This is a genomic window from Micromonospora sp. NPDC051924, from assembly GCF_055586005.1.
On the sequence record NZ_JBVJJA010000012.1, the window covers coordinates 113,866 to 134,989 of the forward strand.

The following is a 21,124-nucleotide window of genomic DNA, read 5'->3' on the forward strand; positions in this document are numbered from 1 at the left end:
GGCAGAAGCAGTGTCAGTGGCCGTGTCAGGGTCGTGTCAGGTGGGTGACAGGCCGGCCGCCCATGGTGGCTGCATGACAAGTTCAGCGATTGCGGTCTCCGGACTGCGCAAGGCATACAAGGACAAGGTCGTGCTCGACGGCATCGATCTGGATGTTCGCGCGGGCACGATCTTCTCCCTACTCGGTCCCAACGGGGCGGGCAAGACGACGACGGTGAACGTGCTGACCACATTGATGAAAGCCGACGGTGGGTCGGTACGCGTCGCCGGACATGATGTCGCGACCCAGTCCAAGGCGGTGCGCGCGGCGATCGGGGTCACGGGTCAGTTCGCGGCGGTGGACGAGCTGCTTACCGGGCGGGAGAACCTGCAGCTGATGGTGGATCTGAGCCGGGTGGCCGCCAAAGGCGGCGAACGGGTCGTCACGGAACTGCTGGAGCGGTTCGACCTGGTCGAGTCGGCGCACAAGCCCGTGTCGACCTATTCCGGGGGTATGCGCCGGAAGCTGGATCTGGCGATGACGCTCGTCGGCAACCCGCGGATCATCTTCCTCGACGAGCCGACGACGGGACTGGATCCGCGCAGCCGTCGCACGATGTGGTCGATCATCCGTGACCTGGTGGCCGACGGTGTGACCATCTTCCTCACCACCCAGTACCTCGAGGAAGCCGATCAGCTCGCCGACCGGATCGCGGTACTCGACCAGGGCCGGCTGGTCGCCCAGGGCACTCCCGACGACCTCAAGCGCCAGGTCCCCGGGACCCACGTCCGGCTCCGGTTCAGCACCGTCGCCGAACTCGACGCGGCTGCGCGGGTCCTCGGCGACTCCACTCGGGACGACGAGGCACTGGCCCTGCGGGTTCCCAGTGACGGCGGGACGAAGTCGCTGCGGGCTCTGCTGGACCGGCTCGACGAGTACGCGATCAGCGCCGACGGGCTCTCCGTCCGGACGCCGGACCTCGATGACGTTTTCCTCGCCCTGACGGGCCGTACCACGGAGGTGGCCGCGAAATGAGCACCAAGTCCCACTCGATCGTCATGTTGCGTCGCAACTTCAAGCACATCGCCCGGAACCCGACCTCGGTCTTCAACGCGGTCCTGATGCCGATCGTGATCATGTTGATGTTCGTGTACATGTTCGGAGACGCCTTCAACGTCGGTGTCGACTACATCGACTACGCGACGCCGGGACTGATGCTGCTGGCCGTCTGCTACGGGCTGGGAGCCACCGCGACGGCGGTGAACTCCGACATGACGAAGGGCATCATCAACCGGTTCAAAGTCATGCACGTCTCCCGTGGTGCGGTGTTGACTGGCCACGTGATCGCCACCGTGCTGACCAACCTGGTCGCCATCGCGGCCCTCATCGGGGTGGCCTTCCTGTTGGGCTTCAACCCGTCGGCGGGCTTCCTCGACTGGCTCGGCGCGATCGGCGTCATCGTGCTGCTCGGCTTCGCGGCCAGCTGGCTCACGGTCGCGCTGGGCCTGTTCGCGAAGTCTCCGGAAACGGCGGGTCTGGCCTCGGTGCCGCTGGTCATGCTGCCGTTCTTCAGCAGCGCGATCGTGCCGGCGGACAAGATGGGGCCTGGCCTCCGGCAGTTCGCGGAGTATCAGCCCTTCACGCCGATCATCGAAACCCTGCGCGGTTTCCTCAACGGCGCACCGTCCGCCGGCGACGTGATTCCCGCCCTCGCCTGGTGCGTCGGCATCGCTCTCGTCGGCTACCTGTGGGCGTGTTCCACGTTCACGAAGCGAGCGTGACCTCGACCAGCTGACTCCAATCCGTCTCGGTGCCCTCCCGAGCCGCCTCGGCGAACCCCGCTTCGCCGAGGCGGCGCCGCACCGTCTGCTCGATCCGGGCCACATCCGGATGGGAGCGATCCGGCAGTCCGCGCACGCCGGTGCTCGCCGCGAGCAGCCGCGCGGCCTGCTCGTACTGGTCGCGGCGCAGCGCCAGGTCCGCGAACCCGACGAGCACCTGCGCCATCAACGGTGCGTAACCAGCCTCCACCGCCGCCTGACACGCCGCCACGCGATGCGTACGGGCCTGGTCAATATCGTCGGCCAGATAGCCCAGCAGGTCGTGCGTCCCCGCACGGATACCCGCCAGCTCCGCCTCGTCGCCCAGCAGCGCTGTCATCACTCCAAGTTGCTCGTATGCCTCCTCGGCGTCACCGCTCCAGCGCGCCAGCTCCGCCTTCGACAGCGCCAGTTCGGCCAGGGCACCCGGCCATGTGACCCGGTCCGCGAACCGTTGCGCCTCGGCTATGGCGGCCGCGCTGGAGTCCGCATCGCCCAGCAACCAGTACAGCCGCGCCTGTCGCGACCGCATCCGGATGACGTCCTCGACGGCGCCGACCTCGGTGACGACCGCGATCGCGTCCTCGTAGTGCTCGCACGCGGCGGCGAACTCACCCCGCACGGCGATCAGCTCCGCCAGCTCGCTCAGGGCGAACGAGATGCCGAACCGTTCGCCGAGGGCCCGGAACTCGACGAGCGCCCGCTCGAAATAGGCGTCCACATCCCGCCCGTCCTGGCCGAGGATGATCCGCATTTTGCCGAGGTGCAGCCGGGCCAGCGCGCGTACCCAGGGGTCCTCCTGGTCCAGCAATGTCTCCCAGGCGGGCAGGAGCGAGTCCGGCTCGCGCAACATGCGTTCCAGCGGGACGACGAGTGCCATCCCCGGGTGGCTGCCTCGACTACGCCGGCTGAGCCGGTACGCCTTGTGGATCCACTCCGCCGCGTGGTGTGCGTCGCCCGGCCCCGAGTTCAGGAACAGCACGACGAGCGCGTACACCGTGGCCCGGATCTCATCGGTCACCTCGCCGGGCATGTCGGTGGCCGCGGTGATCAGCTCCATGCCCTCGGTCCGGTGGCCGCTGAGCCACCAGTACCAGCCGGCGCCCGCGGCCAGCCGCATCGCCGCATGCGCCTCGCCGACCGCGAGCGCACCGCGCATCGCGGCACCGATGTTGTCGTGCTCGACCTCGAGCGCGGCGAGCCATGTCAACTGCTCGGCGCGGCGCAGCTGCGGCTCCGCGGTCTCGGCGAGTTCGGTGAAGTAGGCGAGATGCGCGTGGCGCGCCACGTTCGATTCCCCCGCCTCGGCGAGCCGGTGCGCGGCGTACTCCTTGATCGTGGCGAGCATGCGGTAACGCGGTGTGCCGCCGCCCTCGGCGATCAGCAGCGACTTCTCGGCCAGCGCGGTAAGCAGGTCGAGCACCTCCACCTGCTCGACCGCGTCGCCGGCGCAGACCCGCTCGGCCGATTCCAGGCTCGCCCCGCCCGAGAACACCGAGAGCCGGCGCAGGACCGTCCGTTCGGCGTCGGTCAGCAGCTCCCAGCTCCAGTCGACCACCGCGCGCAGCGTTCTGTGCCGCGGCAACGCGGTACGGCTGCCGCCGGTCAGCAGGCGAAACCGGTCGTCGAGCCGCTTGGCGAGCTGATCGATGGACATGGTGCGCAACCTGGCCGCGGCCAGTTCGATCGCCAGCGGCATCCCGTCCAGCGCCCGGCAGACGCGCGCCATCGTCGACAACGTGTGGGCGTCGACCGCGAGATCCCGGCGCACCGCGCTTGCCCGGTCGCGCAACAACCGGACGGCGGGAGAGGACTCGATCTCGCCAGGGCCGGCGTCCTCGGCCGGCAAGGCCAACGGCGCGACCGGCCACAGCGCCTCACCGGTGATGCCGAGCGGCTCCCTGCTCGTCGCCAGGATCCGCAGCCGCCGGCACTCCCCGAGCAGTCGATGGGCGAACGCCGCCGCCGACTCGATCACGTGCTCGCAGTTGTCCAGGATCAGCAGCGCCTCCCGCTCGCGGATCGCGGCGATGAGCCGGTCGATCAGCTCCATGTTCGGCGCCTCGCCGAGCAGAGCGTCCCGGAGGCCGAGCCCGGCGAGCGTAGCCCGCACCACGTCACCGTCGGCGCCGATGGCGGCGAGCTCCACCAGCCAGGCGCCGTCCGGCAGGTCGTCGAGCAGCCTGCGCGCGGTTTCCGTGGCCAGCCTGGTCTTCCCCGATCCGCCCGGCCCGATCAGGGTGGTGAGTCGGTGTTCGGCGACGAGCGCGCCGACCGCGGCGACAGCTTCGTCCTCGCCGATGAAGCTGCTCAGCTCGGCACGCAGGTTGGTCTTCCGGTTCTCCTCGCGCCGTCCCAGCTCGCCCCGCAGCAGCGCGACGTGCAGTGCCGAGAGCTCCGGTGAGGGGTCGACGCCCAGCGCGTCGGCCAGGGCTTCGCTCGTGCGTTGGTACACGAGCAGCGCCTCGGTGTCGCGGCCGGTCGCGGCGAGGGCACGCATCAGCGCGGCGACCAGCCGTTCTCGCACCGGGTGCGCGGCCACCAGGTCGGTCAGTTCCGTGACCAGCTCCGCACCGTGGCCGAGGCTGATCTCCACGTCGAACCGATCCTCCATGGCGGTCAGGCGTAGCCTCTCGAGCCGGGTGACCGCCGCGTCAAGCGCCGCGCTGTCGGGCAAACCGACGTCCTGCATGGCCGCACCACGCCACAAGGCGAGGGCCTCGCGCAGCCGCCGTACCCGCTGTGGATCCTCGTCATCGCGGGCCTGGGCGACGAGGCGTTCGAACCGGACGGCGTCGACGGCGTCGGGTTCCACCGTCAACCGGTAGCCGTCCGTCTGCCCCTCGACCAACCGGTCCGGCAGCACTTTCCGCAGCCGGGAAACCAGGCGTTGCAGGGCGTTCGCCGCTTCGGACGGCGGGTGTTCCCCCCAGATCCAGTCGACGAGTGTCGCCTTCGGGACTACGTGACCTGGTTTGAGCGCGAGGGCGATCAACAGCCCGCGCAACCGCGCGCCCGGCACGTCGACCAGGACGCCGCCGTCCGTGCGGACCTCGAACGGTCCAAGCATCCCGATCTGCACCTGGCAGATCTTGCCACGGGCGATCGACAGGCCCCCAACTGCTGAAGCGGCGCGGACAGTTGTCGAGGTGAGGCACGAGTTGGTCCGGGACAGGCTTCGGCTGGTGAAGCGGGGATGTTCGCCCAGCGTTCGCTGCGGGGCCGCCCGCCCGTCGCCTGCGGGCCCTAGCGTGGTCGGCTCGACCGGACGCCCAGGAGGCCGCCGCGCATGACCCTGCCACCGATCGGCCGCAGCACGGGCGCCGAGGTCACGGCGGTGAGCCGGATCGGCGACACTGCCCCGCACAGCGCCTTCACCGACCTGGTCCGACACCGTGGAGGCTGGTACTGCGCCTTCCGGGAGGCGACCTCGCACGTGTCTGGGGACGGCGTGATCCGGGTGCTCGCCTCGCCCGACGGCCGCTCCTGGACGTCCGCGGCAATGCTGCGCCGCGACGACACCGACCTGCGCGACCCCCGCTTCGTCCCCCGACCCGACGGCCGGCTGCAGCTGTATGCCGCCGCGGTGACCGGCGAGGCCACGAGGTCGTTGCGCACCATGGCGTGGCTCTCGCACGACGGGCACCGCTGGGGTGACCCGACGCCGGTCGGCGAGCCGGATGTCTGGCTGTGGCGGGCCGTGTGGCACGACAACGCGATGTACGGCATCGGCTACGCCACCCGGGAGCCACGGTTTGTCCGGCTGTACCGCAGCGGCGACGGGGTCGACCTGCACCCGGTGGTGCAGACCCTGTTTGCCGGCGGCTACCCGAACGAGTCGGGCCTGGTCTTCGAGCCCGACGGCAGGGCCGTCTGCCTGCTGCGCCGCGACCGGGACAGCGCCACCGCACAGCTCGGCCAGGCCCGCCCGCCGTACCGGGACTGGCACTGGACAGACCTGGGAGTGCAGGTAGGCGGACCCGCCCTGCTCCGGCTGCCGGACGGCCAACTGCTGGCCGGGGTCCGCCTCCTCGACGGCCGACCGCGCACCGCGATCTGCGCGGTCGACGCCGAGCGCGGCGTACTGACCGAACTTGTCTCTCTCCCTTCCGGCGGTGACACCAGCTATCCCGGCCTGGTCTGGCACGACGACCTGCTCCGGGTCAGCTACTACTCGTCCCACGAGGGGCGCACCTGCGTCTACCTCGCCGAGGTGGTGATCGAGCCGACCCAGCGCTGATCGCGGCGCCTCTGCCGAGGTCGCCAGATGTCGGTGGGTCACCGGTGGTCGGGTCGGGCCGACAGTGGCCGAGTGCGAGGCGGCACCTGCTCGGCACCGGGCAGTCATGGAAGCCGGAGCAGACCGGCCGTTGTCGCCGGATGGATCGCCGAAAACAGACGGGTCCGGAGTGGGGGCGTGGCTGGGGTGATCGGCACACTGCCGGTGAGGGCTGCGTTGATGGCTGTGATCGCGGCGGCGGCTGAGGCGCGCGACCGCCACCGCCGCCCTCCCGTACGAGCGGCCGACGAGGGTCACGCTCCACTGGCGGGACGGCTCCACGGCATCGGCCACGGTGCGCAACGCCCGCGGCAACCCGGACGACCCGCTGACCGTCGACGAGACGACCGCCAAGTTCCGCCGCAACGCCGAGGACGTACTCACCCCGGCCACCGCCGACGCGGTGGTGGCCGGGCTCCTCGACGGTACCGGCGGCGACACCCTGGCGCGCGCGGCCGCCGAGGTGATCGGCCGATTCTGCCCCTACGTGCGGCGTCCACGAACGTTTACCGGGTTGCCGGTGCAGGTTGTGGATCCTCGCCGGGTGGGCGAGCGACTCCCCACTGGGTGGTGGGGCCGCCCGCGGCGGGCCAACTGATCCTCGTGCCGCTTGTTGGAGGCGGCGGTGGTCAGGTCGGGACCGGCCGGCACCGGGTAGGTGCCGGCCGGCTCGACGGTGCGTGACCACTTCCGACAGCACGGGAGCCGCTGTCGATGATGGCGAGGACGTGTCGTTGTCGTCAGTCCGCCGGTCGTGTCTTCAGCGCCCCCTCGCGGTCGAGGGCGGCGACCTCGCGTACGGCCTGGGCGATGGCCGGGAAGTCCTTCCGCAGGACCGCACCGTGGTTGCTGGCGACCTTCGCGCTCACCTTGATGTTCGGGTTGCGGGCGGTCACCGCGTCGAGGCTGGTGCGTATCCGTTCCTGCTCATCACCGCGGCTTCCGAAGGACGTCCCCGAAGCAACCACGTACCGCGCCGGGACGGTGATGTTGTCCAGCACGGGGCTCAGCTCGCGCTCGCGGGAGAGCTTGCCGAGTTCGATGTTGCTGTCGGCCTGCTGTGCGGCGGTCATCCGCGGGGTCAGGCCCGTGGGGCGCAGCAGCGGCAGGAACCAGCCCATCCGCCGAAACAGCGTCCGGATTCGCTGCTCCATGGCCTCGTCGAGCCAGTCGTACGGGAACGCGCCGTCAACCAGGACCGCGCCCACGGTACGGTCCGGATTCCGGCTGGCCCAATGCGCCGCGACGACCGCTCCGTAGGACCAGCCCACCAGCAGCGCCCGGTTCACGCTCCTCGCCGCGAGAACGGCATCGACATCCCGGACGGCGACCTCGAAGGAATAGTCCGCCGAACGCTTCGATTTGCCGCGAGCCCGCTCGTCGTAGGTGATGTGCCGCCACCCCGTCCCCAGTTCGGCGATGACCCGCCGCCAGTATCCCTGAGTGGCGAACTGGCCGTTGAGGTAGACCACAGGGATACCGCGACCGCCGGTGTCGGTGACGGCCAGGGCCGTATCGTCGACCGGCACCATGCCGGTCCACTTCGAATTGGTCGAGGAGGTGCTGTTCTTTGTCATGTGTTCCTCCTGGTCGCGTCAGGCGTCTTGTACGACTTCTTTGGGCCTGCACGTGGATCGCAGGCGCCTCGGGACGGACGGCCGCGCCGCCGGCGACGACCGACAGGATCTCGATCGCGGTGGGCCCGGCCGGCAAGTCCTGGTTCTGCTTCTTCAGAGGCTGCGGGCGGTGATGTCGCCGTGGGAGGTGGTGGCGCGGATGTCGAGTTCGGCGGTGCCATCGTTCTTGAGGGCGTTGCTGATGCGGCCGTAGCCGGTGCCGGCGTCCAGGGCGGCCGAGACGCTGGCGGCGGCGGCGATCGAAATGTCGCCGGACTGGGTGCGGAGCACGACCGTGCCGCGCACGGCCTCGCTGATCCGGATGTCGCCCCTTGCGGTGCTGATCTCCGCAGGGCCGTTGAGCCGGCCGACCTCGACGTCGCCGTCGATCGCAGTGAGGCGGACGCTCGCGGCCTCGTCGATCTTGATCTTGCGGTACGCGCCTTCGAAGGCGACGGCGCCAAGGCGGCCGACGCCGCGGAGTTCGGCGCTGGCGGCCTTGGCCTCGATGCGGGAGCCGGCGGGCAGCTGGACGGTGACCTCCAGGGATCCGGAGGGGCCGAAGAGCTGGTTCTTGGGCTCGGGGGTGTGGATCCGCAGGACGCCGTCGGCGTAGGCGACGGTGGTCTGCTCGGCGGTCTGGACGTCGCGGCTCTTGGCGGGGTTGGCGGGCCGGACCTCGACGGTGGTGTCGGCCCGGTCGGCGGCGATGAACTGGATGCGTCCGGCGGGGATGGCCAGGACGGCGGAGATCGGGGCGGGGGTGTCGAACTTCTGCATCGTGCTCTCCCGTGCTCGCTCGTTGTTTCCGATGCTGGAAACGCTACGTTGCTTTCCATAGGGCGGCAACATATCTGTTGCACGGCATTGGCGTTCCCGCAGGTAGAAGGCGGCAAATCGTTGCAACGGACGTCAAGCTAACGCAACGAGGACGGCCCTGATCATTGCAATGAATGAGAAGTGAACGCTATAGTGGGGGGATCGGGAACCACCACGAAGGATCACCAAGGAGATCGCGATGCCGGGAGGCAGGCTCACCCAGCAGGAACGCCAGCAGATCGCGCTGGGGCTGGCCGACAGCCTCCCCTACGCCGAGATCGCCCGACGCCTCGACCGTCCGACCTCGACGATCACCCGTGAGGTGATGCGCAACGGCGGCCCCACCGCCTACCGCGCCGACCTGGCCCACCGCGCCACCGAACGCCGCGCCCACCGGCGCAGGCCCGCCTCCTCCCGCAGGTCGGAGTCAATCCCCCAGCCACCCGGACGCGACGCCGAGGCCGTGGCCGAGTACGAGGAGGCGCTCACCACCGTTCTCATGGCCTCCGGCCTGAACAAGATGGGGTCCCGGGTGCTGACCTGCCTGTTCACCACCGACGCGGGCAGCCTCACCGCGTCCCAACTCGCCCAGCGCCTCCAGGTCAGCCCGGCGTCCATCTCCAAAGCGATCGCCTTCCTGGAGAGCCAGAGCCTCGTCCGCCGAGAACGCGACGAACGCCGCCGCGACCGCTACGTCGTCGACGACGAACTCTTCTACCAGGCGACGATCGCCAGCGCCCGAGCCAACGACCAGCTCGTTGAAACCGCACGCCAAGGCGTCGCGATCCTCGGCCCCCAGACCCCCGCCGCCACCCGCCTGGAGAACATCGCCCGCTTCCTGGACTTCATCAGCGAAAGCATCACCCGCGCCGCCGAACAGGCCCGCGAAGTCCTTCACACCAGGCCCGAAACAACCTCCAACGACACCGCCCCGTCAAGTCCAGATGGGGTCATTCGGTCGCGGGATCAAGTGGGTTGATCGTGTCGGCGTCTGCTGACAGGCTGCCGCTGTGGATCTAGGACTTGCGGGGAAGACGGCCTTCATCACCGGAGGAAGCAGCGGCATCGGGCTGGCCATCGGCCGGGCGCTCCAGGAAGAGGGGGCGGTGGTCACCGTCTGCGGACGGGATCCAGAAAGGCTGAAGGAGTCAGGACTGCCGGGTGTCCGGGCGGACGTCACCGATCCGGACGCGCTCGCCCGGGCCGTCGACGAGGCGGCCGAGCAGATGGGCGGGCTCGACCTGCTGGTGGCCAATGCCGGCGGCGCATACGGGGGTGGGCTGCTGGATTCGACGCCCGAGGACTGGCTGCGGACGTACGAGTTGAACGTGCTGCATGCCGCCCACGCCATCCGCACCGCAGTGCCGCACTTCGAGCGGCGCGGGGGCGGCAGCGCGCTCGTAGTGGCATCGATCACGGGGTGGAAGCCGGGCCCCAAGTCGTCGTACGCCTCGGCGAAGGCGGCGGAGATCCACCTCGCCGCCACACTCGGCCAGGAGCTGGGCCCGCGCAACATCCGGGTGAATGCGCTCAGCCCGGGTTCGGTGATGTTCGAGGGCGGGGGTTGGGCCTGGTTCCGGGACAACCGACCGGAGCAGTACGAGGCTTTCGCCCGCGACGACTTCCCTCGTGGGCGGCTCGTCGAGCTGCAGGAAGTGGCGGACGTGGCGTGCTTCCTCCTGTCGGCCCGCGCCGGCGGGATCAACGGCGCCAACATCTGCGTGGACGGCGCCCAGGATCACCCGAGCGCGGGCCGGTTCTTTCCGTAGACGCTGCTGGCCATCCGTCAGATGTGCGTCGTGCCGACGATGCCGAGGGGTCACGGCGTGGCTTGCCCGCGACAGGGCAACCGGTTCCCGATGCAGCATCGGCCTGCCGTGATGCGGCAACGCCGGGTACCGGCTCGGCGTCTCCGCCGGCCGGTAACCGGTGGCGGTGTCTATGCCTTGTCGGCGGCCGCCGTCGTGCCGAGCATGGTGTTCTTGACCAGCGGGGCGTATCCGCTGGACTGGCCGGTGCGGTTCGGGTGGTAGGACTCCGTGATCGGGTCCGACAGGCCGTTGATCCATTCGATGGAGTCGCAGACGGCGTGCCCGGTGAAGGCCGCTCGCGGGTCCACGAACGGGAACGAGTGTGCGACCGCGCGGGCCTTGATGGTGTCGTTCAGCAGATCGGCGGTGTCGTTCAGCGCCGCCTGCTCCCCCGGGCTGATCCGGGCCAACGACTGGCAGTCGCTCTCGTTGAACAGGCGCGGATATCCGACGATCACCACTCGGGCGTACGGCGCGCGGGAGCGGATCTTGTTGTAGAGCGTGTCCAGTGCGCCGGGCAGGGTGTTGCGGATGTAGGTGTTGGCGTTGTCGATGTCACCCCAGCAGGTGTACGGCCAGGGCTTGGCGCATTGCGTGATGACACTGGAGAAGCCGGCGTCGTTGCCGCCGACGGTGAGCGTGACGTAGTTGGTCGAGGAGCTGAGGCTGCCGAGCTGGTTGTTGGACACGTCGGCGACCTTCGCGCCGGAGCAGGCGGCAAACGTGAGGCTGGCGCCGATCTGGTTCGCGTCGAGGACGGGGTACGCGTACGGGGAGCGGTAGCAGCTGGTGCCGTCGGAGTAGTACGTGCGGGTGCCGACGCCTGAGGAGTACGAGTCGCCCAGGGCGGTGTAGAGGGGCGCGGCCGCGTGCGCGGGCACCGCCCACAGCGTGGCCGGCGCCAAGCCTGTGAGGACGGCGATCACGAGTGTGACGAGACGGCTTCTGCGGCGAGGGACGACGGGTGCCATGCTTCCTCCTCAGCTGCCCACGGAGAAGCGCATCGACAGTTGTCGAAGCTGGTGGTGGTCCAGACTGTCGGCGGCGAGCATTGGCACGCGCAAGAGATCGGACGGAAGTTTCCTTCAATCGAACAAGTAGGCAGGACGCTATTGGCAAGCGGTCACGTGCACAGCCGTTACGAGCGCGAGCCCGGCGATGCCGTGGCGGGCCAGCCGGCGGAGATCTCAGTGCAAAGATGAGGGCATCAGCGCCGCCTGATTGGCGCGGCTGGAACGGGCCCGGCAGGTCGCCCGGGCCTCGCGCGGGCCGGCAGCGGGTGTCGAACCGGATCGTCACGCGGGCGCGAAGGAGGATCGTCATGACAGGGACTCGGCAGATCCTGTTCATTCAGGGCGGCGGCGAGGGCGCGCACGACGAGTGGGACGACAAGCTGTTCGAAAGCCTCAGGCGGGAGCTCGGGGACGGGTACGAGGTCCGCTACCCGCGCATGCCCAACGAGGACGACCCGAGCTACGCCAGGTGGAGCGCCGCCATCCGGCGTGAGATGACGGCCTTGGACGACGGCGCGGTCGTCGCGGGCCATTCGGTGGGCGGGACGATCCTCATCAACGCGCTCGCCGAGCGGCCACCGGAGCCGGAGCTCAGGGCGATCGTGCTGATCGCCGCTCCGTTCGTCGGTGCGGGTGGCTGGCCCGGCGACGAGTTCGAACTGCCGCACGACCTCGGCGCGAGGCTGCCGCAAGGCGTGCCGGTGCACGTGTTCCACGGGCTCCACGACGAGACTGCCCCACCGTCGCATGCTGACCTCTACGCCCGCGCCATCCCGCAGGCACAGCTGCACCGGCTGCCCGGGCGCGATCACCAGCTGGACAATGACCTGAGCGAGGTGGCGAAGACGATCAGGCCTGACGACCTCGGACCCGTCACCCTGGGATAGCGAAGAGCCCGGAGCCCTCCTGATCGACAGCCACGGCTTCGGCGCTCGGGCTTCCCAGCGGAGGCGGCCCGTCCGACCGCCTGCTGGTCCCTGGCCAAGCTCCGCGGCCACCCGATCGACAGCGGCTACCCCACCGCGATCAGCGCCGCGACCAAATGGCGTGTCCTGGCAGGCCACCAAGACGTGCAAGGCCAGGACCGACCCAACGTCACGTCGAAGATGCGCCGGATCCTGGGCCTCTACCGGCGAGAGACGGCCGCGATGCTGTGCCGGCCAGGGATACTCCGGCCGGCACAGCGCGACCGATCAGCCTTGGCGCGTCGTAAATATCGCGGCGGCGCCCGCCGGCAGGCGGTAGGCGTAGGTCGTGTCTCCCCACGGCACGTCGAACGCGGCGACCGAGCGGCCCGAGTTGTACACGACCAGAAGCTGTGTGCCGTCGGGCAGCACGGCCGTCTTGCGCTGAACGCCGCCGTCCGAGCCTGCCGTCACGCTCGCCGGACCGGCAGGCCCGAGCACGTTCAGCTCGTGGATCGACCACCAGTTGCCGGCATCGCCCTGGTTCACCACCCGGATGTAGCGGGCAGTGACCTGCGGAATGAGGATCTTGGCAACCGGGCTGCCCGGTCCGGTCGCGATCGGCTGGCCCCAGTTCGTGCCGTCGTCGGACACAAAGAGCTCGTACCCCCGCGGCGAGTCGCCGCTGCTTCCGGTCGTGTCCAGGACGACCTGGTCGAACGTCTGCTGCGAGCCGAGGTCGACCTGGAACCAGTCACCGGACCGCATGCCGCGGCCGGTGCTCCATCGCGTGGCCGGGTCGCCGTCGATCGCCCTCTCAGGTGGTTCGGTGGCATTGCTCGCCGATGCCGACACCGTCCACAGGTCGCGCGACAACGGCACTGCGGTCGTCGGAGGGGTGAGCGATGCGCCGGCGGGGAGCGTGTAGCCGAGCCACTGGTCGCCGACCCGCACCTGGGCCTGGTGTGCCAGCATTCCAGCGTCGTAGCTGATCAGCGCTCGCGTCCCGTCCGGGTTCTCGAGCGGAACGTCAACCGACCCGATCGCGGCCGGGTCCACCGTGCCGTGCTGGGTGCCGGTCCAGGTGAACGTGGCTGCCGCCCCGCCGGCGAGGCGGTAGGTGAACCACTTGTTGCCCCACTGCACGTGGAACGTCCTCTGGGTGTTCGCGGCGTTGAACGCGACCAGCGCCGTGGAGCCGTCGGGGTTGACGAAGGCGACGTCCTGCACGTCACCGGCGCCAAGGGAGTTGGACGCCACCCGGCGGGCGCCCGGACGCACGAACTTGCTGGCGTGGCCGAGCGCCCAGTAGTCGACGGTCTTGGTGTACGACCAGTGGCCGGCTGCGTCCTGCGCGACCGTGACCACGCCGCGACAGGTCAGGCAGCCGCCGTTGGTCGGTCCGTTGTTCTGATCCAGCGCCATGTTCCAGCGGATGACACCCTTTGCCCAGTCACGGGTGCTGTTGATGACCAGGCCAAGCGCCCCGGCGAAAGCGGCCTGCTCGTCGCCCTCCCACGTGCCCCCCGAACACTCCGTGTGCCACGCCGGCTTGTTGGGGTAGTCGTTGTGCGACAAAGCCTGGGCCCGCACGTCACCGCCGTAGCAGTGCCACGCCGTGCCGGCCACGAACCCGGTCGCGGCCGGGTCGGCGTACATGGTCTCCGGGTAGCTGACGACATCCCAGTTGTGGTCGTAGCCAAGGATTCCGGTATGCAGCTTGCGGTCGCGTAGCGCCGGACCGAGGTAGTTCTTGATCAGGTTGTTCTGCTGCTCGGCGCTGAGCGACATGCCCGGATATCCGGAGGGCACGTAGAGCGGCTCGTTCTGCGGGGTGATGTAGCGGACCGGGACCCCCGCCTCCGCGTAGCCTTCGAGGAACTTCGTGAAGTAGTCGGCCAGCGGCTGGTAGGCGTCCGGCTTGAGCGTCCCACCGATCATCGAGTCGCTGGTCTTCATCCAGCCTGGCGGGCTCCACGGCGAGGCCATCACGGTCAGCTCCGGGTTGAGCTGACGGGCTTGCTTGAGCACCGGGATGATGTATGCGCGGTCGTGGTCGATGGAGAAATGGGCGAGCGTCGGATCGCTCTGGCCCGCTGGCATGTCGTCGTACGAGTAGTTCCCGTTCACCGCGAAGTCACTGGAGCCCATGGGCTGACGCAGGAAGCTCAAGCCGATGCCCTGGCGGCTGAACAGGTCGCGCATCACCGCGTCGCGCTGTGCGCTGTCGAGGCGGGTGCCGACGAGCCAGGCGGAGGAGTCGGTGAACGACGCTCCGAAGCCGGTCATCTCCTGATACCGCCGCTGGCTGTCGACAGTGATGGTCGGTCCTTGCGGGGCCTGCCCGCCCTGCCACGACACGGTGGCTTGGCGCGACAGGTAGGTCCTGGTGCCGAGGTCGGTGAGAAACACCGAGACCCCCGCCGGCACGCTCGCTGCGGCGGGCGCCTCGGCCGGACACAGCACGAGTAGGGACAGTGCAGTGGCCAGCGCGGCGCGTAGCCCTCTTCGTGACACGTCATGATCCCTTCGTTGCACGGCTCGGCAGCGTCCCGAACCGGGAACGGGTCCGCGCGCGACACGAGGATTCGGGACTTCATTCAAGTGTCGAATTATTTACACATTTAACTTACGGCCCGTCAAGGGCCATTGACCGGCGGCAGCGCCCGCCCGGCTGGCCCGGGACTCCAGGTAGCGTTGCTCGGCGATGCTGGCGGTGGACTTCGCGGCGCGCCGGTAGTGCTCGTACGCGCCGGCCGCGTCGCCGGCCTTCTCCAGCAGATGCGCCCGAACGGACAGTAGCCGGTGATGCCCAGCCATCCGCTCGTCGCTGTCCAACGTGGACAGCAGGGCCAGCCCGGCCAGCGGGCCCTCGGTCTCGGCGAGCACGATCGCCCGGTTGAGGGTGACCACCGGGTTGGGCGCGATCCGTTCCAGGATCAGGTAGAGGGTGTGCACCTGCGGCCAGTTGGTCTCCTCGGCGGTGGCCGCGTCGGCGTGCGTGGCGGCGATGGCGGCCTGCAGCTGATAAGGCCCCAGCGCCCGGCCGGCCAGCGACGCCTTGACCAGCTCGATGCCCTCGTCGATCAGCTCGCGGTCCCACGTCGTACGGTCCTGCTCGTCCAGCGGCACCAGGTCACCGGCAGCCGTCGTACGTGCCTTCCGACGGGCGTGGGTCAGCAGCATCAGCGCGAGCAACCCGGCCACCTCGCCATCCTCGGGCAACTGCGCGTGCACCATCCTGGCCAGCCGGATCGCCTCGTGTGCGAGATCGGTCCGGTGCAACTGGCTGCCCGAGGAAGCGGTGTAGCCCTCGTTGAAGATCAGGTAGAGCACGTGCAGGACAACCCGTAGCCGCTCCTCGCGCTCCGCGCCGTCCGGCAAGCTGAACGAGCTGCCGGCGGCCTTGATGCGCTGCTTGGCCCGGCTGATCCTGGCCGCCATCGTGGCCTCGGGCACCAGGAATGCGCGGGCGATCTCCGCAGTGGTCAGGCCGCCGACCGCCCGTAGCGTCAGGGCGGTCTGGGAGGCGGCGGTCAGCGTCGGATGGCAGCACAGGAACAGTAGGACGAGCGAGTCGTCGGTGTCCGGCACCTCCTCGGGCACCACCTCGGTCGCCGTCGCCGCCTCCCGCTCGCGGCGCGCATGGTCACTTCGCATCTCGTCGATGAGCCGCCGGGACGCGACGGTCACCAGCCAGCCGCGCGGGTTGCTCGGCACTCCCTCGGTCGGCCACTGCACGGCGGCGGCGAGGACGGCCTCCTGTACGGCGTCCTCACACCCTTCGAACTGGCCGTGCCGACGTACCAACACGCCGAGGACCTGCGGCGTGAGCTCACGCAGCAGGTCCTCGATGGCTGGCGCTGTCATGCCTCCAATTGTCCGTCAGCGAACATCACCTGCCGCACCTCGACCCCCAGACCCTCGATCGCGGTGTCCGGGAGCTGCGATGCCAGCTCGATCGCCCGCTCCTTGTTCTCGCAGTCGATCAGGTAGAAACCGCCCAGATACTCCTTGGACTCGAGGAAAGGTCCGTCGGTCACCACCGGCTGGCCGTTGCGTACGGACACCACAGCGGCCTGTGACGGATCGACCAGCGCCTGCGTGGTGATCAACTCGCCGGACGCCTTCAGGGCCTCGATGAACTTGCCGTGGCCGTCGCCGATCGCCGCCTTCTCCTCGTCGGTCAGCGCGTCCAACACCGCGGGGTTGATGTACATGCTGATCAAGAACTGCATCTCGTACTCCTCGTCGTTCGCGAACTCCAGCCATGCCCTTCAGCCGGTTGGTCGGAGCCGCCGCCGCAGTCTTGACATCCCCCGTCGAACTTACGCATGAGTTCCTCGCCGCCGCATCGCCCGGACCGCAAGGTCATCTCTTCTGGTGCACGCCGCCGCAGACACGCGAGATTTCCGTCCGTACCGATGTCAAGAAGCTCTCGACCGCTCCGACCAACCGGCGAGACGTCGAGAGAACGGGAAGTTTCGGATATGCGAGTCAACCGGGCATGGCTGGGACTGGTCATCCTCATGATGCCGACATTGCTCGTCGCGATGGACATGACAGCGTTGCTCCTCGCGCTCCCACGGCTGAGCGCCGACCTGGGGGCCACCAACGTCCAGCAGTTGTGGATCAGTGACAGCTACGGATTCATGGTGGCCGGCCTGGTCATCACGATGGGTACGCTCGGCGATCGGATCGGTCGCCGGCGGCTGCTGATGATCGGCGGAGCGGCGTTCGCTGTGCTGTCGGTCGTGGCCGCCTTCGCGGTCAGCCCGCTGATGCTGATCGTCGCGCGTGCACTGCTGGGCGTCGCCGGCGCGACCCTGGCGCCGTCCACACTTGCCTTGATCACCAACATGTTCCGTGACCAACGGCAGCGTGCGCAGGCCATTGCGATCTGGGCGACCTGCCAGTTCACCGGCGGCGCGCTCGGGCCCGTGTTCGCCGGATTCCTGCTCCAGCACTTCTGGTGGGGATCGGTGTTCCTGGTGGCCGTGCCGGCGATGGCGGTGCTGCTGCTCGTCGGGCCGGTCCTGCTGCCGGAGTACCGCAGCGACCGGGCCGGCCGGCTGGACCTGGGCAGCGTCGGGCTGTCGCTCGTGGCGGTGCTCTTGATGGTCTACGGCATCAAGCAGCTGGCCGTCGAGAGCGTGCCAGTCGCGCCGGCGGTGGCCCTCGTCGTCGGCGCAGCCATCGGATGGCTGTTCGTTCGCCGGCAGCTGCGGCTGGAGGCGCCGCTGCTGGACCTACGGCTGTTGCGTAGCCGCCCGTTCGTGGCCGTGCTCGTCGCGCTGGTTTTCGCCGGGATCGCCATGGCGGGTACGGGCCTGATGGTGACCCAGTATCTGCAGAGCGTGCTGGGCTTCTCGCCGTTCGTATCGGCGGTGCTGTTCGCACCGATGGGCCTGGCCTCAGCAGTCGGCACCATGGCCGCGCCGGCGCTGACCCGGCGGATGAAGCAGACGACCGCGATCGCCGGTGGGCTGGTGGGGTCCGCGCTGGGCAGCCTGCTGCTGGTCGGGGTCCACGGCGCGAGCGCCCTGCCGATGGTGATGATCGGCATCGCCGTACTGGCGGTGGGCACCGGCCCGCTGTTCGCGCTGGGCACCGGTTTGGTCGTCGGGTCCGTACCGCCGGAGCGCGCCGGTTCGGCGGCGTCGATGTCGGAGACCGGCAACTACTTCGGCGGTTCGCTCGGCTTCGCGTTGATCGGCGTGGTGGCCGCGGTGGTCTACCACAGCCGGATGGACGGCGCGTCCGACTCGCTGGCCGACGCGGTCGCCGCGAGCCAGCACCTTCCCGCCAGCCAGGGCGCGATACTGCTGCACACCGCGCGGGAGGCGTTCACCACCAGCCTGCACGTCACCGGCGTCGTCGCCGCGGTCATCTTCGCCGGGCTGACCGTCCTGATCCTGACCATGCGCCCGGCAATCCAAATCACCCCGGCCGCAGTCCCCGACTACGAGCCAACTCGCTCATAGCATCCTGCCGACGGCAACCTGACCACCATCACCGACGCCTTCCCCGGCCCCCGGCTGACGTGCCCGTCGTGACGACTGCCGCTGCGGGGTAGGCGGCTGAGGCGGTGACCGGGGTGGTGCGGTTCATGGGCCGGCCAGCTGGTCGCGGCGACGGATGAGGTACGCCGTCTCGGCGGTGTTGCCGGCCAGCCCGATGGCCCGGTCGTACGCCGCCCGCGACTCCCCGCTCCGGCCCAGCCGGCGCAGCAGGTCGGCGCGGGTGGCGTGGAAGGCGTGATAGCCCTCCAGCGGCAGACCGTCCACCTCCGCCAGCGCGACCTGCGGGCCGTCGAGCTCGGCGACCGCGACCGCCCGGTTGAGCCGCACGATCGGCGAGGGGTCGAGGCGTACCAGCTGGTCGTAGAGCGCGACGACCTGCGACCAGTCGGTGTCACGGATGTCGCGGGCGTCGGTGTGGACGGCGTTGATCGCGGCGAGGATCTGGTAGCGCCCCGGCGCCTGGCCGGAGGCGAGGCGCGCCCGGACCAGGGCGTGGCCCTCGGCGATCAGCTCGCGGTCCCAGGCGCCGCGGTCCTGCTCGCCGAGGGTGACGAGCTCACCGCTCGCCGACACCCGCACGGCCCGGCGGGCCTCCGTCAGGAGCATCAGCGCCAGGAGTCCGGCGACCTCGCCGTCCGCCGGCATCAGGGCACGGACCAACCGGGTCAGCCGGATCGCCTCGGCGGTCAGGTCGCTGCGGACGGCCTCCTTCTCGGGGTCCGAGGCCAGGTAGCCCTCGTTGAAGATCAGGTGGAGGACGGCGAGCACCCCGGTGACCCGGGCCGGGAGGTCCTCGCGTACCGGCACGCGATAGGGGATCTTGGCCGCCTTGATCTTCGCCTTCGCGCGGGTGATCCGCCGGCCCATGGCGCCCTCCTGGACCAGGAACGCGCGGGCGATCTCGGGCACGGTGAGCCCGCCGACCATCCGCAGGGTCAGCGCAACCCGTACCTCCATGGCGAGAGCGGGGTGGCAGCAGGTGAAGACGAGGCGGAGCCGGTCGTCGTCGATGGCGCCGAGCGGCTCCGGGGTGTCGAACAGCATCAGCGCCTCCTTGTGCCTTTCCTCGCGCCTGACCTCGCGCCGGATCCGGTCGATGGCCTTGCGGTGGGCGGTGGTGGTGAGCCACGCGCCGGGACTCGGCGGCACGCCGTCGACCGGCCAGCGCTCGACGGCGGTCGCGAACGCCTCGGCGGCCATCTCCTCGGCGATGTCGAGGTCGCCGAAGCGCCTGGCCAGGGTCGCCACCACCCGGGCCCACTCCGCGCGGTGGAGCCGGGTGATCGCCTCGTCGACGTCGGTCATCCGGCCAGGAACGGCCGGAGTTCGACCCTCCGGTTACAGTGCTTCGACCCCAGGGCGGCGAGCCGGAGCGCCACGTCGAGGTCGGAGGCCTCGATGATCCAGAAGCCGCCGACGTACTCCTTCGACTCCAGGTAGGGCCCGTCGGTGAACACCGCCTCCCCGTCCCGGCCGTCGACGACGGTGGCCGTGCTGGGCGACGCGAGGCCGCCGGCGAAGACCCAGTGGCCATTGGCCCTGAGCTGCTCGTTGAAGGCGCCGATCGCGGCCATCTCGTCCGCAGTGGCGGACTCGGTCGTGTCGTCGAGCACGGACATCAGGTACCGCGCCATCGGGATCATCTCCTGTCGTCGGGTGGCCGCCCCCTCGGGCCGCCTTTCACCCCTGCTACGAACGCCGGTGTCTCGATCCGACACGCTCCGCTGAGATTTCTTCGAGGATTCTGGTACGCCGCGCAGCGCGGCGGGCGAGCGGACGCGCTGGCGGGCAGTGTCTGTGCTGGTCCGCGGCCTGTCTGTAGTCTCGGTGCAGCTACGGGTACTCAGCCGATCCCGACGGTCTGTCGTTCGGGCTCGATCACGGCCACGACGCGTTCCAGTCCTCGGGCGTAGGGCGCGCCGGTGTACTTCGTGGACAGTTGGTCGATGATCTGCCACGCCGCATCTCCCTCGATCCATTCCACGATTCGTCCACGGATCACGACGGGCTCGAACGGGTTGTCGACGGGCGCGACGGACAGCGCCACCCGGGGGTCGCGGCGAAGATTGCGGGCTTTGCGGGAGCCTGGACCGGTGAGGAAGACGATCCGGTCGCCGAGGGTGCCGATCCACAGGGGAACGGTATGGGGCGAGCCGTCCGGGAGAACGGTGGCGAGGTGAGCGATCGAGGTGCCGTCGAGTATGCGGCGTACATCGGGGTCAAGCATGTCTGTCTCCTTCAGCGGGGGTTGTCGGGACGAGGATCATCGGGCCACCTCATAGTGGAGGTGGGTCACGCCCGGTGCCGGGACCACTTCGACGAGCCGGAGCCGCACGTGCTCCGGAAGCGACTGGAAGTAGGGTCGGCCGCCGCCGAGAAGGATCGGCACCTGATGCAGGATCACCTCATCGACCAGTCCCGCCGCCAGGGCCGCTGTCGCGACGCCGCCGCCCATCAGGGCGACGTCCTTGTCGCCGGCGGCGTCCCGCGCGGCCGCGACCGCATCCTCGATCCCGGTGGTGACCAGGGTCTGACGGTCGCTCATACCCGGCACCGGCCGGTGGCTGAGCACGAACAGCGGCGCGGTCGGGTGTGGTGCTCCGCCGTGGATCCACTCGGAGTCGTCGTAGGTGTTGCGGCCGGCCAGGCTGGCGCCGACGCGACCGGCGAGGGCGTCGAACACCGGGGCACTGCGCTCACTCAGCCGGAACCCGTCGAACACCTGGCTGGGGGTGTCACCGTCGAAGTACCAGTCGAACAGCATCGTCGCGTCGCCGAGCCCGCGCCCGGCGCCCGGATCGCGACCGGTGATGTACCCGTCGACCGAAACCGCCAGTGCGATGAACACTTTGCTCATT

19 protein-coding genes are annotated in these 21,124 nt (G+C 69.6%); 8 read left to right on the top strand and 11 right to left on the bottom strand.

Annotated features, from left to right (window positions below; all coding sequences use genetic code 11):
• Window positions 1-73 precede the first annotated feature (73 nt).
• Both ACZ6S5_RS12470 and ACZ6S5_RS12475 read left to right on the top strand, forming a co-directional pair.
• Window positions 74-1,015, top strand: coding sequence for an ATP-binding cassette domain-containing protein (locus tag ACZ6S5_RS12470; protein WP_466000139.1), 942 nt, complete (start codon window positions 74-76; stop codon window positions 1,013-1,015).
• The gene (locus tag ACZ6S5_RS12475) at window positions 1,012-1,761 is read left to right on the top strand and encodes an ABC transporter permease (RefSeq protein ID WP_466000088.1); all 750 of its coding nucleotides are present in this window, start codon (window positions 1,012-1,014) and stop codon (window positions 1,759-1,761) included. Before ACZ6S5_RS12470 ends, ACZ6S5_RS12475 begins: the two co-directional genes overlap by 4 nt.
• On the opposite strand, the gene ACZ6S5_RS12480 is transcribed toward ACZ6S5_RS12475, so the two are convergent.
• Entirely contained in the window at window positions 1,745-4,882 is a 3,138-nt protein-coding gene (locus ACZ6S5_RS12480) for a BTAD domain-containing putative transcriptional regulator (RefSeq protein ID WP_466000089.1), read from the bottom strand. The genes ACZ6S5_RS12475 and ACZ6S5_RS12480 overlap by 17 nt on opposite strands.
• Before the next feature lie 207 nt (window positions 4,883-5,089).
• Here ACZ6S5_RS12480 and ACZ6S5_RS12485 point away from each other — a divergent pair, with 207 nt between their 5' ends.
• Together ACZ6S5_RS12485 and ACZ6S5_RS12490 are read left to right on the top strand one after the other, a co-directional pair.
• Window positions 5,090-6,040 carry an exo-alpha-sialidase gene (locus ACZ6S5_RS12485; RefSeq protein ID WP_466000090.1) on the top strand — a complete coding sequence of 317 codons (951 nt, stop codon included), beginning with the start codon at window positions 5,090-5,092 and terminating at the stop codon, window positions 6,038-6,040.
• Window positions 6,041-6,281: 241 nt separating this feature from the next.
• A complete protein-coding gene (locus tag ACZ6S5_RS12490) occupies window positions 6,282-6,677 on the top strand; it encodes a hypothetical protein (protein ID WP_466000140.1) in 396 nt (131 codons plus the stop codon).
• 142 nt (window positions 6,678-6,819) lie between these two features.
• Here ACZ6S5_RS12490 and ACZ6S5_RS12495 read toward each other — a convergent pair whose 3' ends face one another.
• Both ACZ6S5_RS12495 and ACZ6S5_RS12500 read right to left on the bottom strand, forming a co-directional pair.
• Window positions 6,820-7,611, bottom strand: a complete 792-nt coding sequence (locus tag ACZ6S5_RS12495) for an alpha/beta fold hydrolase (RefSeq protein ID WP_466000091.1) — start codon at window positions 7,609-7,611, stop codon at window positions 6,820-6,822.
• 198 nt (window positions 7,612-7,809) lie between these two features.
• Window positions 7,810-8,475 carry a DUF4097 family beta strand repeat-containing protein gene (locus ACZ6S5_RS12500; protein WP_466000092.1) on the bottom strand — a complete coding sequence of 222 codons (666 nt, stop codon included), beginning with the start codon at window positions 8,473-8,475 and terminating at the stop codon, window positions 7,810-7,812.
• Between the two features lie 238 nt (window positions 8,476-8,713).
• On the opposite strand from ACZ6S5_RS12500, the gene ACZ6S5_RS12505 reads away from it, so the two are divergent.
• On the top strand, window positions 8,714-9,493 hold the full coding sequence (locus tag ACZ6S5_RS12505; protein ID WP_466000093.1) for a helix-turn-helix domain-containing protein: 780 nt from the start codon (window positions 8,714-8,716) through the stop codon (window positions 9,491-9,493).
• 31 nt (window positions 9,494-9,524) lie between these two features.
• A complete protein-coding gene (locus ACZ6S5_RS12510; protein ID WP_466000094.1) occupies window positions 9,525-10,283 on the top strand; it encodes an SDR family NAD(P)-dependent oxidoreductase in 759 nt (252 codons plus the stop codon).
• Window positions 10,284-10,453: 170 nt separating this feature from the next.
• On the opposite strand, the gene ACZ6S5_RS12515 is transcribed toward ACZ6S5_RS12510, so the two are convergent.
• Complete coding sequence (locus ACZ6S5_RS12515; protein ID WP_466000095.1) at window positions 10,454-11,206, bottom strand: SGNH/GDSL hydrolase family protein; 753 nt, start codon at window positions 11,204-11,206, stop codon at window positions 10,454-10,456.
• 398 nt (window positions 11,207-11,604) lie between these two features.
• Here ACZ6S5_RS12515 and ACZ6S5_RS12520 point away from each other — a divergent pair, with 398 nt between their 5' ends.
• On the top strand, window positions 11,605-12,225 hold the full coding sequence (locus tag ACZ6S5_RS12520; protein WP_466000096.1) for an alpha/beta fold hydrolase: 621 nt from the start codon (window positions 11,605-11,607) through the stop codon (window positions 12,223-12,225).
• A gap of 306 nt (window positions 12,226-12,531) precedes the next feature.
• Here the strand turns inward: ACZ6S5_RS12520 and ACZ6S5_RS12525 are convergent, their stop codons facing one another.
• The 3 genes from ACZ6S5_RS12525 to ACZ6S5_RS12535 form a co-directional block, all read right to left on the bottom strand.
• Window positions 12,532-14,709: a discoidin domain-containing protein gene (locus ACZ6S5_RS12525; protein WP_466000097.1), complete on the bottom strand. Its 2,178-nt coding sequence runs from the start codon at window positions 14,707-14,709 to the stop codon at window positions 12,532-12,534.
• A gap of 150 nt (window positions 14,710-14,859) precedes the next feature.
• Entirely contained in the window at window positions 14,860-16,113 is a 1,254-nt protein-coding gene (locus ACZ6S5_RS12530; RefSeq protein WP_466000098.1) for an RNA polymerase sigma factor, read from the bottom strand.
• The gene (locus ACZ6S5_RS12535) at window positions 16,110-16,481 is read right to left on the bottom strand and encodes a YciI family protein (RefSeq protein WP_466000099.1); all 372 of its coding nucleotides are present in this window, start codon (window positions 16,479-16,481) and stop codon (window positions 16,110-16,112) included. The genes ACZ6S5_RS12530 and ACZ6S5_RS12535 overlap by 4 nt, the downstream gene beginning before the upstream one ends.
• A 96-nt stretch (window positions 16,482-16,577) precedes the next feature.
• Between ACZ6S5_RS12535 and ACZ6S5_RS12540 the strand changes: the two genes are divergently transcribed.
• Complete coding sequence (locus ACZ6S5_RS12540) at window positions 16,578-18,227, top strand: MFS transporter (RefSeq protein WP_466000100.1); 1,650 nt, start codon at window positions 16,578-16,580, stop codon at window positions 18,225-18,227.
• Between the two features lie 123 nt (window positions 18,228-18,350).
• Here ACZ6S5_RS12540 and ACZ6S5_RS12545 read toward each other — a convergent pair whose 3' ends face one another.
• The 4 genes from ACZ6S5_RS12545 to ACZ6S5_RS12560 form a co-directional block, all read right to left on the bottom strand.
• Entirely contained in the window at window positions 18,351-19,571 is a 1,221-nt protein-coding gene (locus tag ACZ6S5_RS12545) for an RNA polymerase sigma factor (RefSeq protein ID WP_466000101.1), read from the bottom strand.
• Window positions 19,568-19,900 (bottom strand): YciI family protein, encoded by a 333-nt coding sequence (locus tag ACZ6S5_RS12550; RefSeq protein ID WP_466000102.1) that lies wholly within the window; start codon window positions 19,898-19,900, stop codon window positions 19,568-19,570. Before ACZ6S5_RS12550 ends, ACZ6S5_RS12545 begins: the two co-directional genes overlap by 4 nt.
• A 209-nt stretch (window positions 19,901-20,109) precedes the next feature.
• Window positions 20,110-20,493 carry a PPOX class F420-dependent oxidoreductase gene (locus tag ACZ6S5_RS12555; RefSeq protein ID WP_466000103.1) on the bottom strand — a complete coding sequence of 128 codons (384 nt, stop codon included), beginning with the start codon at window positions 20,491-20,493 and terminating at the stop codon, window positions 20,110-20,112.
• Window positions 20,494-20,529: 36 nt separating this feature from the next.
• A complete protein-coding gene (locus ACZ6S5_RS12560) occupies window positions 20,530-21,123 on the bottom strand; it encodes a dihydrofolate reductase family protein (RefSeq protein WP_466000104.1) in 594 nt (197 codons plus the stop codon).
• Window position 21,124: the final 1 nt, after the last annotated feature.

What these genes read in the sequence shown, in the direction of transcription:
- ACZ6S5_RS12550 (WP_466000102.1), bottom strand. Translation starts at nt 19,900, where the DNA reads ATGGCGCGGTACCTGATGTCCGTGCTCGACGACACGACCGAGTCCGCC.
- ACZ6S5_RS12535 (WP_466000099.1), bottom strand. Translation starts at nt 16,481, where the DNA reads ATGCAGTTCTTGATCAGCATGTACATCAACCCCGCGGTGTTGGACGCG.
- ACZ6S5_RS12555 (WP_466000103.1), bottom strand. Translation starts at nt 20,493, where the DNA reads ATGCTTGACCCCGATGTACGCCGCATACTCGACGGCACCTCGATCGCT.
- ACZ6S5_RS12500 (WP_466000092.1), bottom strand. Translation starts at nt 8,475, where the DNA reads ATGCAGAAGTTCGACACCCCCGCCCCGATCTCCGCCGTCCTGGCCATC.
- ACZ6S5_RS12495 (WP_466000091.1), bottom strand. Translation starts at nt 7,611, where the DNA reads ATGGTGCCGGTCGACGATACGGCCCTGGCCGTCACCGACACCGGCGGT.
- ACZ6S5_RS12485 (WP_466000090.1), top strand. Translation starts at nt 5,090, where the DNA reads ATGACCCTGCCACCGATCGGCCGCAGCACGGGCGCCGAGGTCACGGCG.
- ACZ6S5_RS12560 (WP_466000104.1), bottom strand. Translation starts at nt 21,123, where the DNA reads ATGAGCAAAGTGTTCATCGCACTGGCGGTTTCGGTCGACGGGTACATC.
- ACZ6S5_RS12530 (WP_466000098.1), bottom strand. Translation starts at nt 16,113, where the DNA reads ATGACAGCGCCAGCCATCGAGGACCTGCTGCGTGAGCTCACGCCGCAG.
- ACZ6S5_RS12545 (WP_466000101.1), bottom strand. Translation starts at nt 19,571, where the DNA reads ATGACCGACGTCGACGAGGCGATCACCCGGCTCCACCGCGCGGAGTGG.
- ACZ6S5_RS12540 (WP_466000100.1), top strand. Translation starts at nt 16,578, where the DNA reads ATGAGTTCCTCGCCGCCGCATCGCCCGGACCGCAAGGTCATCTCTTCT.
- ACZ6S5_RS12470 (WP_466000139.1), top strand. Translation starts at nt 74, where the DNA reads ATGACAAGTTCAGCGATTGCGGTCTCCGGACTGCGCAAGGCATACAAG.
- ACZ6S5_RS12505 (WP_466000093.1), top strand. Translation starts at nt 8,714, where the DNA reads ATGCCGGGAGGCAGGCTCACCCAGCAGGAACGCCAGCAGATCGCGCTG.
- ACZ6S5_RS12475 (WP_466000088.1), top strand. Translation starts at nt 1,012, where the DNA reads ATGAGCACCAAGTCCCACTCGATCGTCATGTTGCGTCGCAACTTCAAG.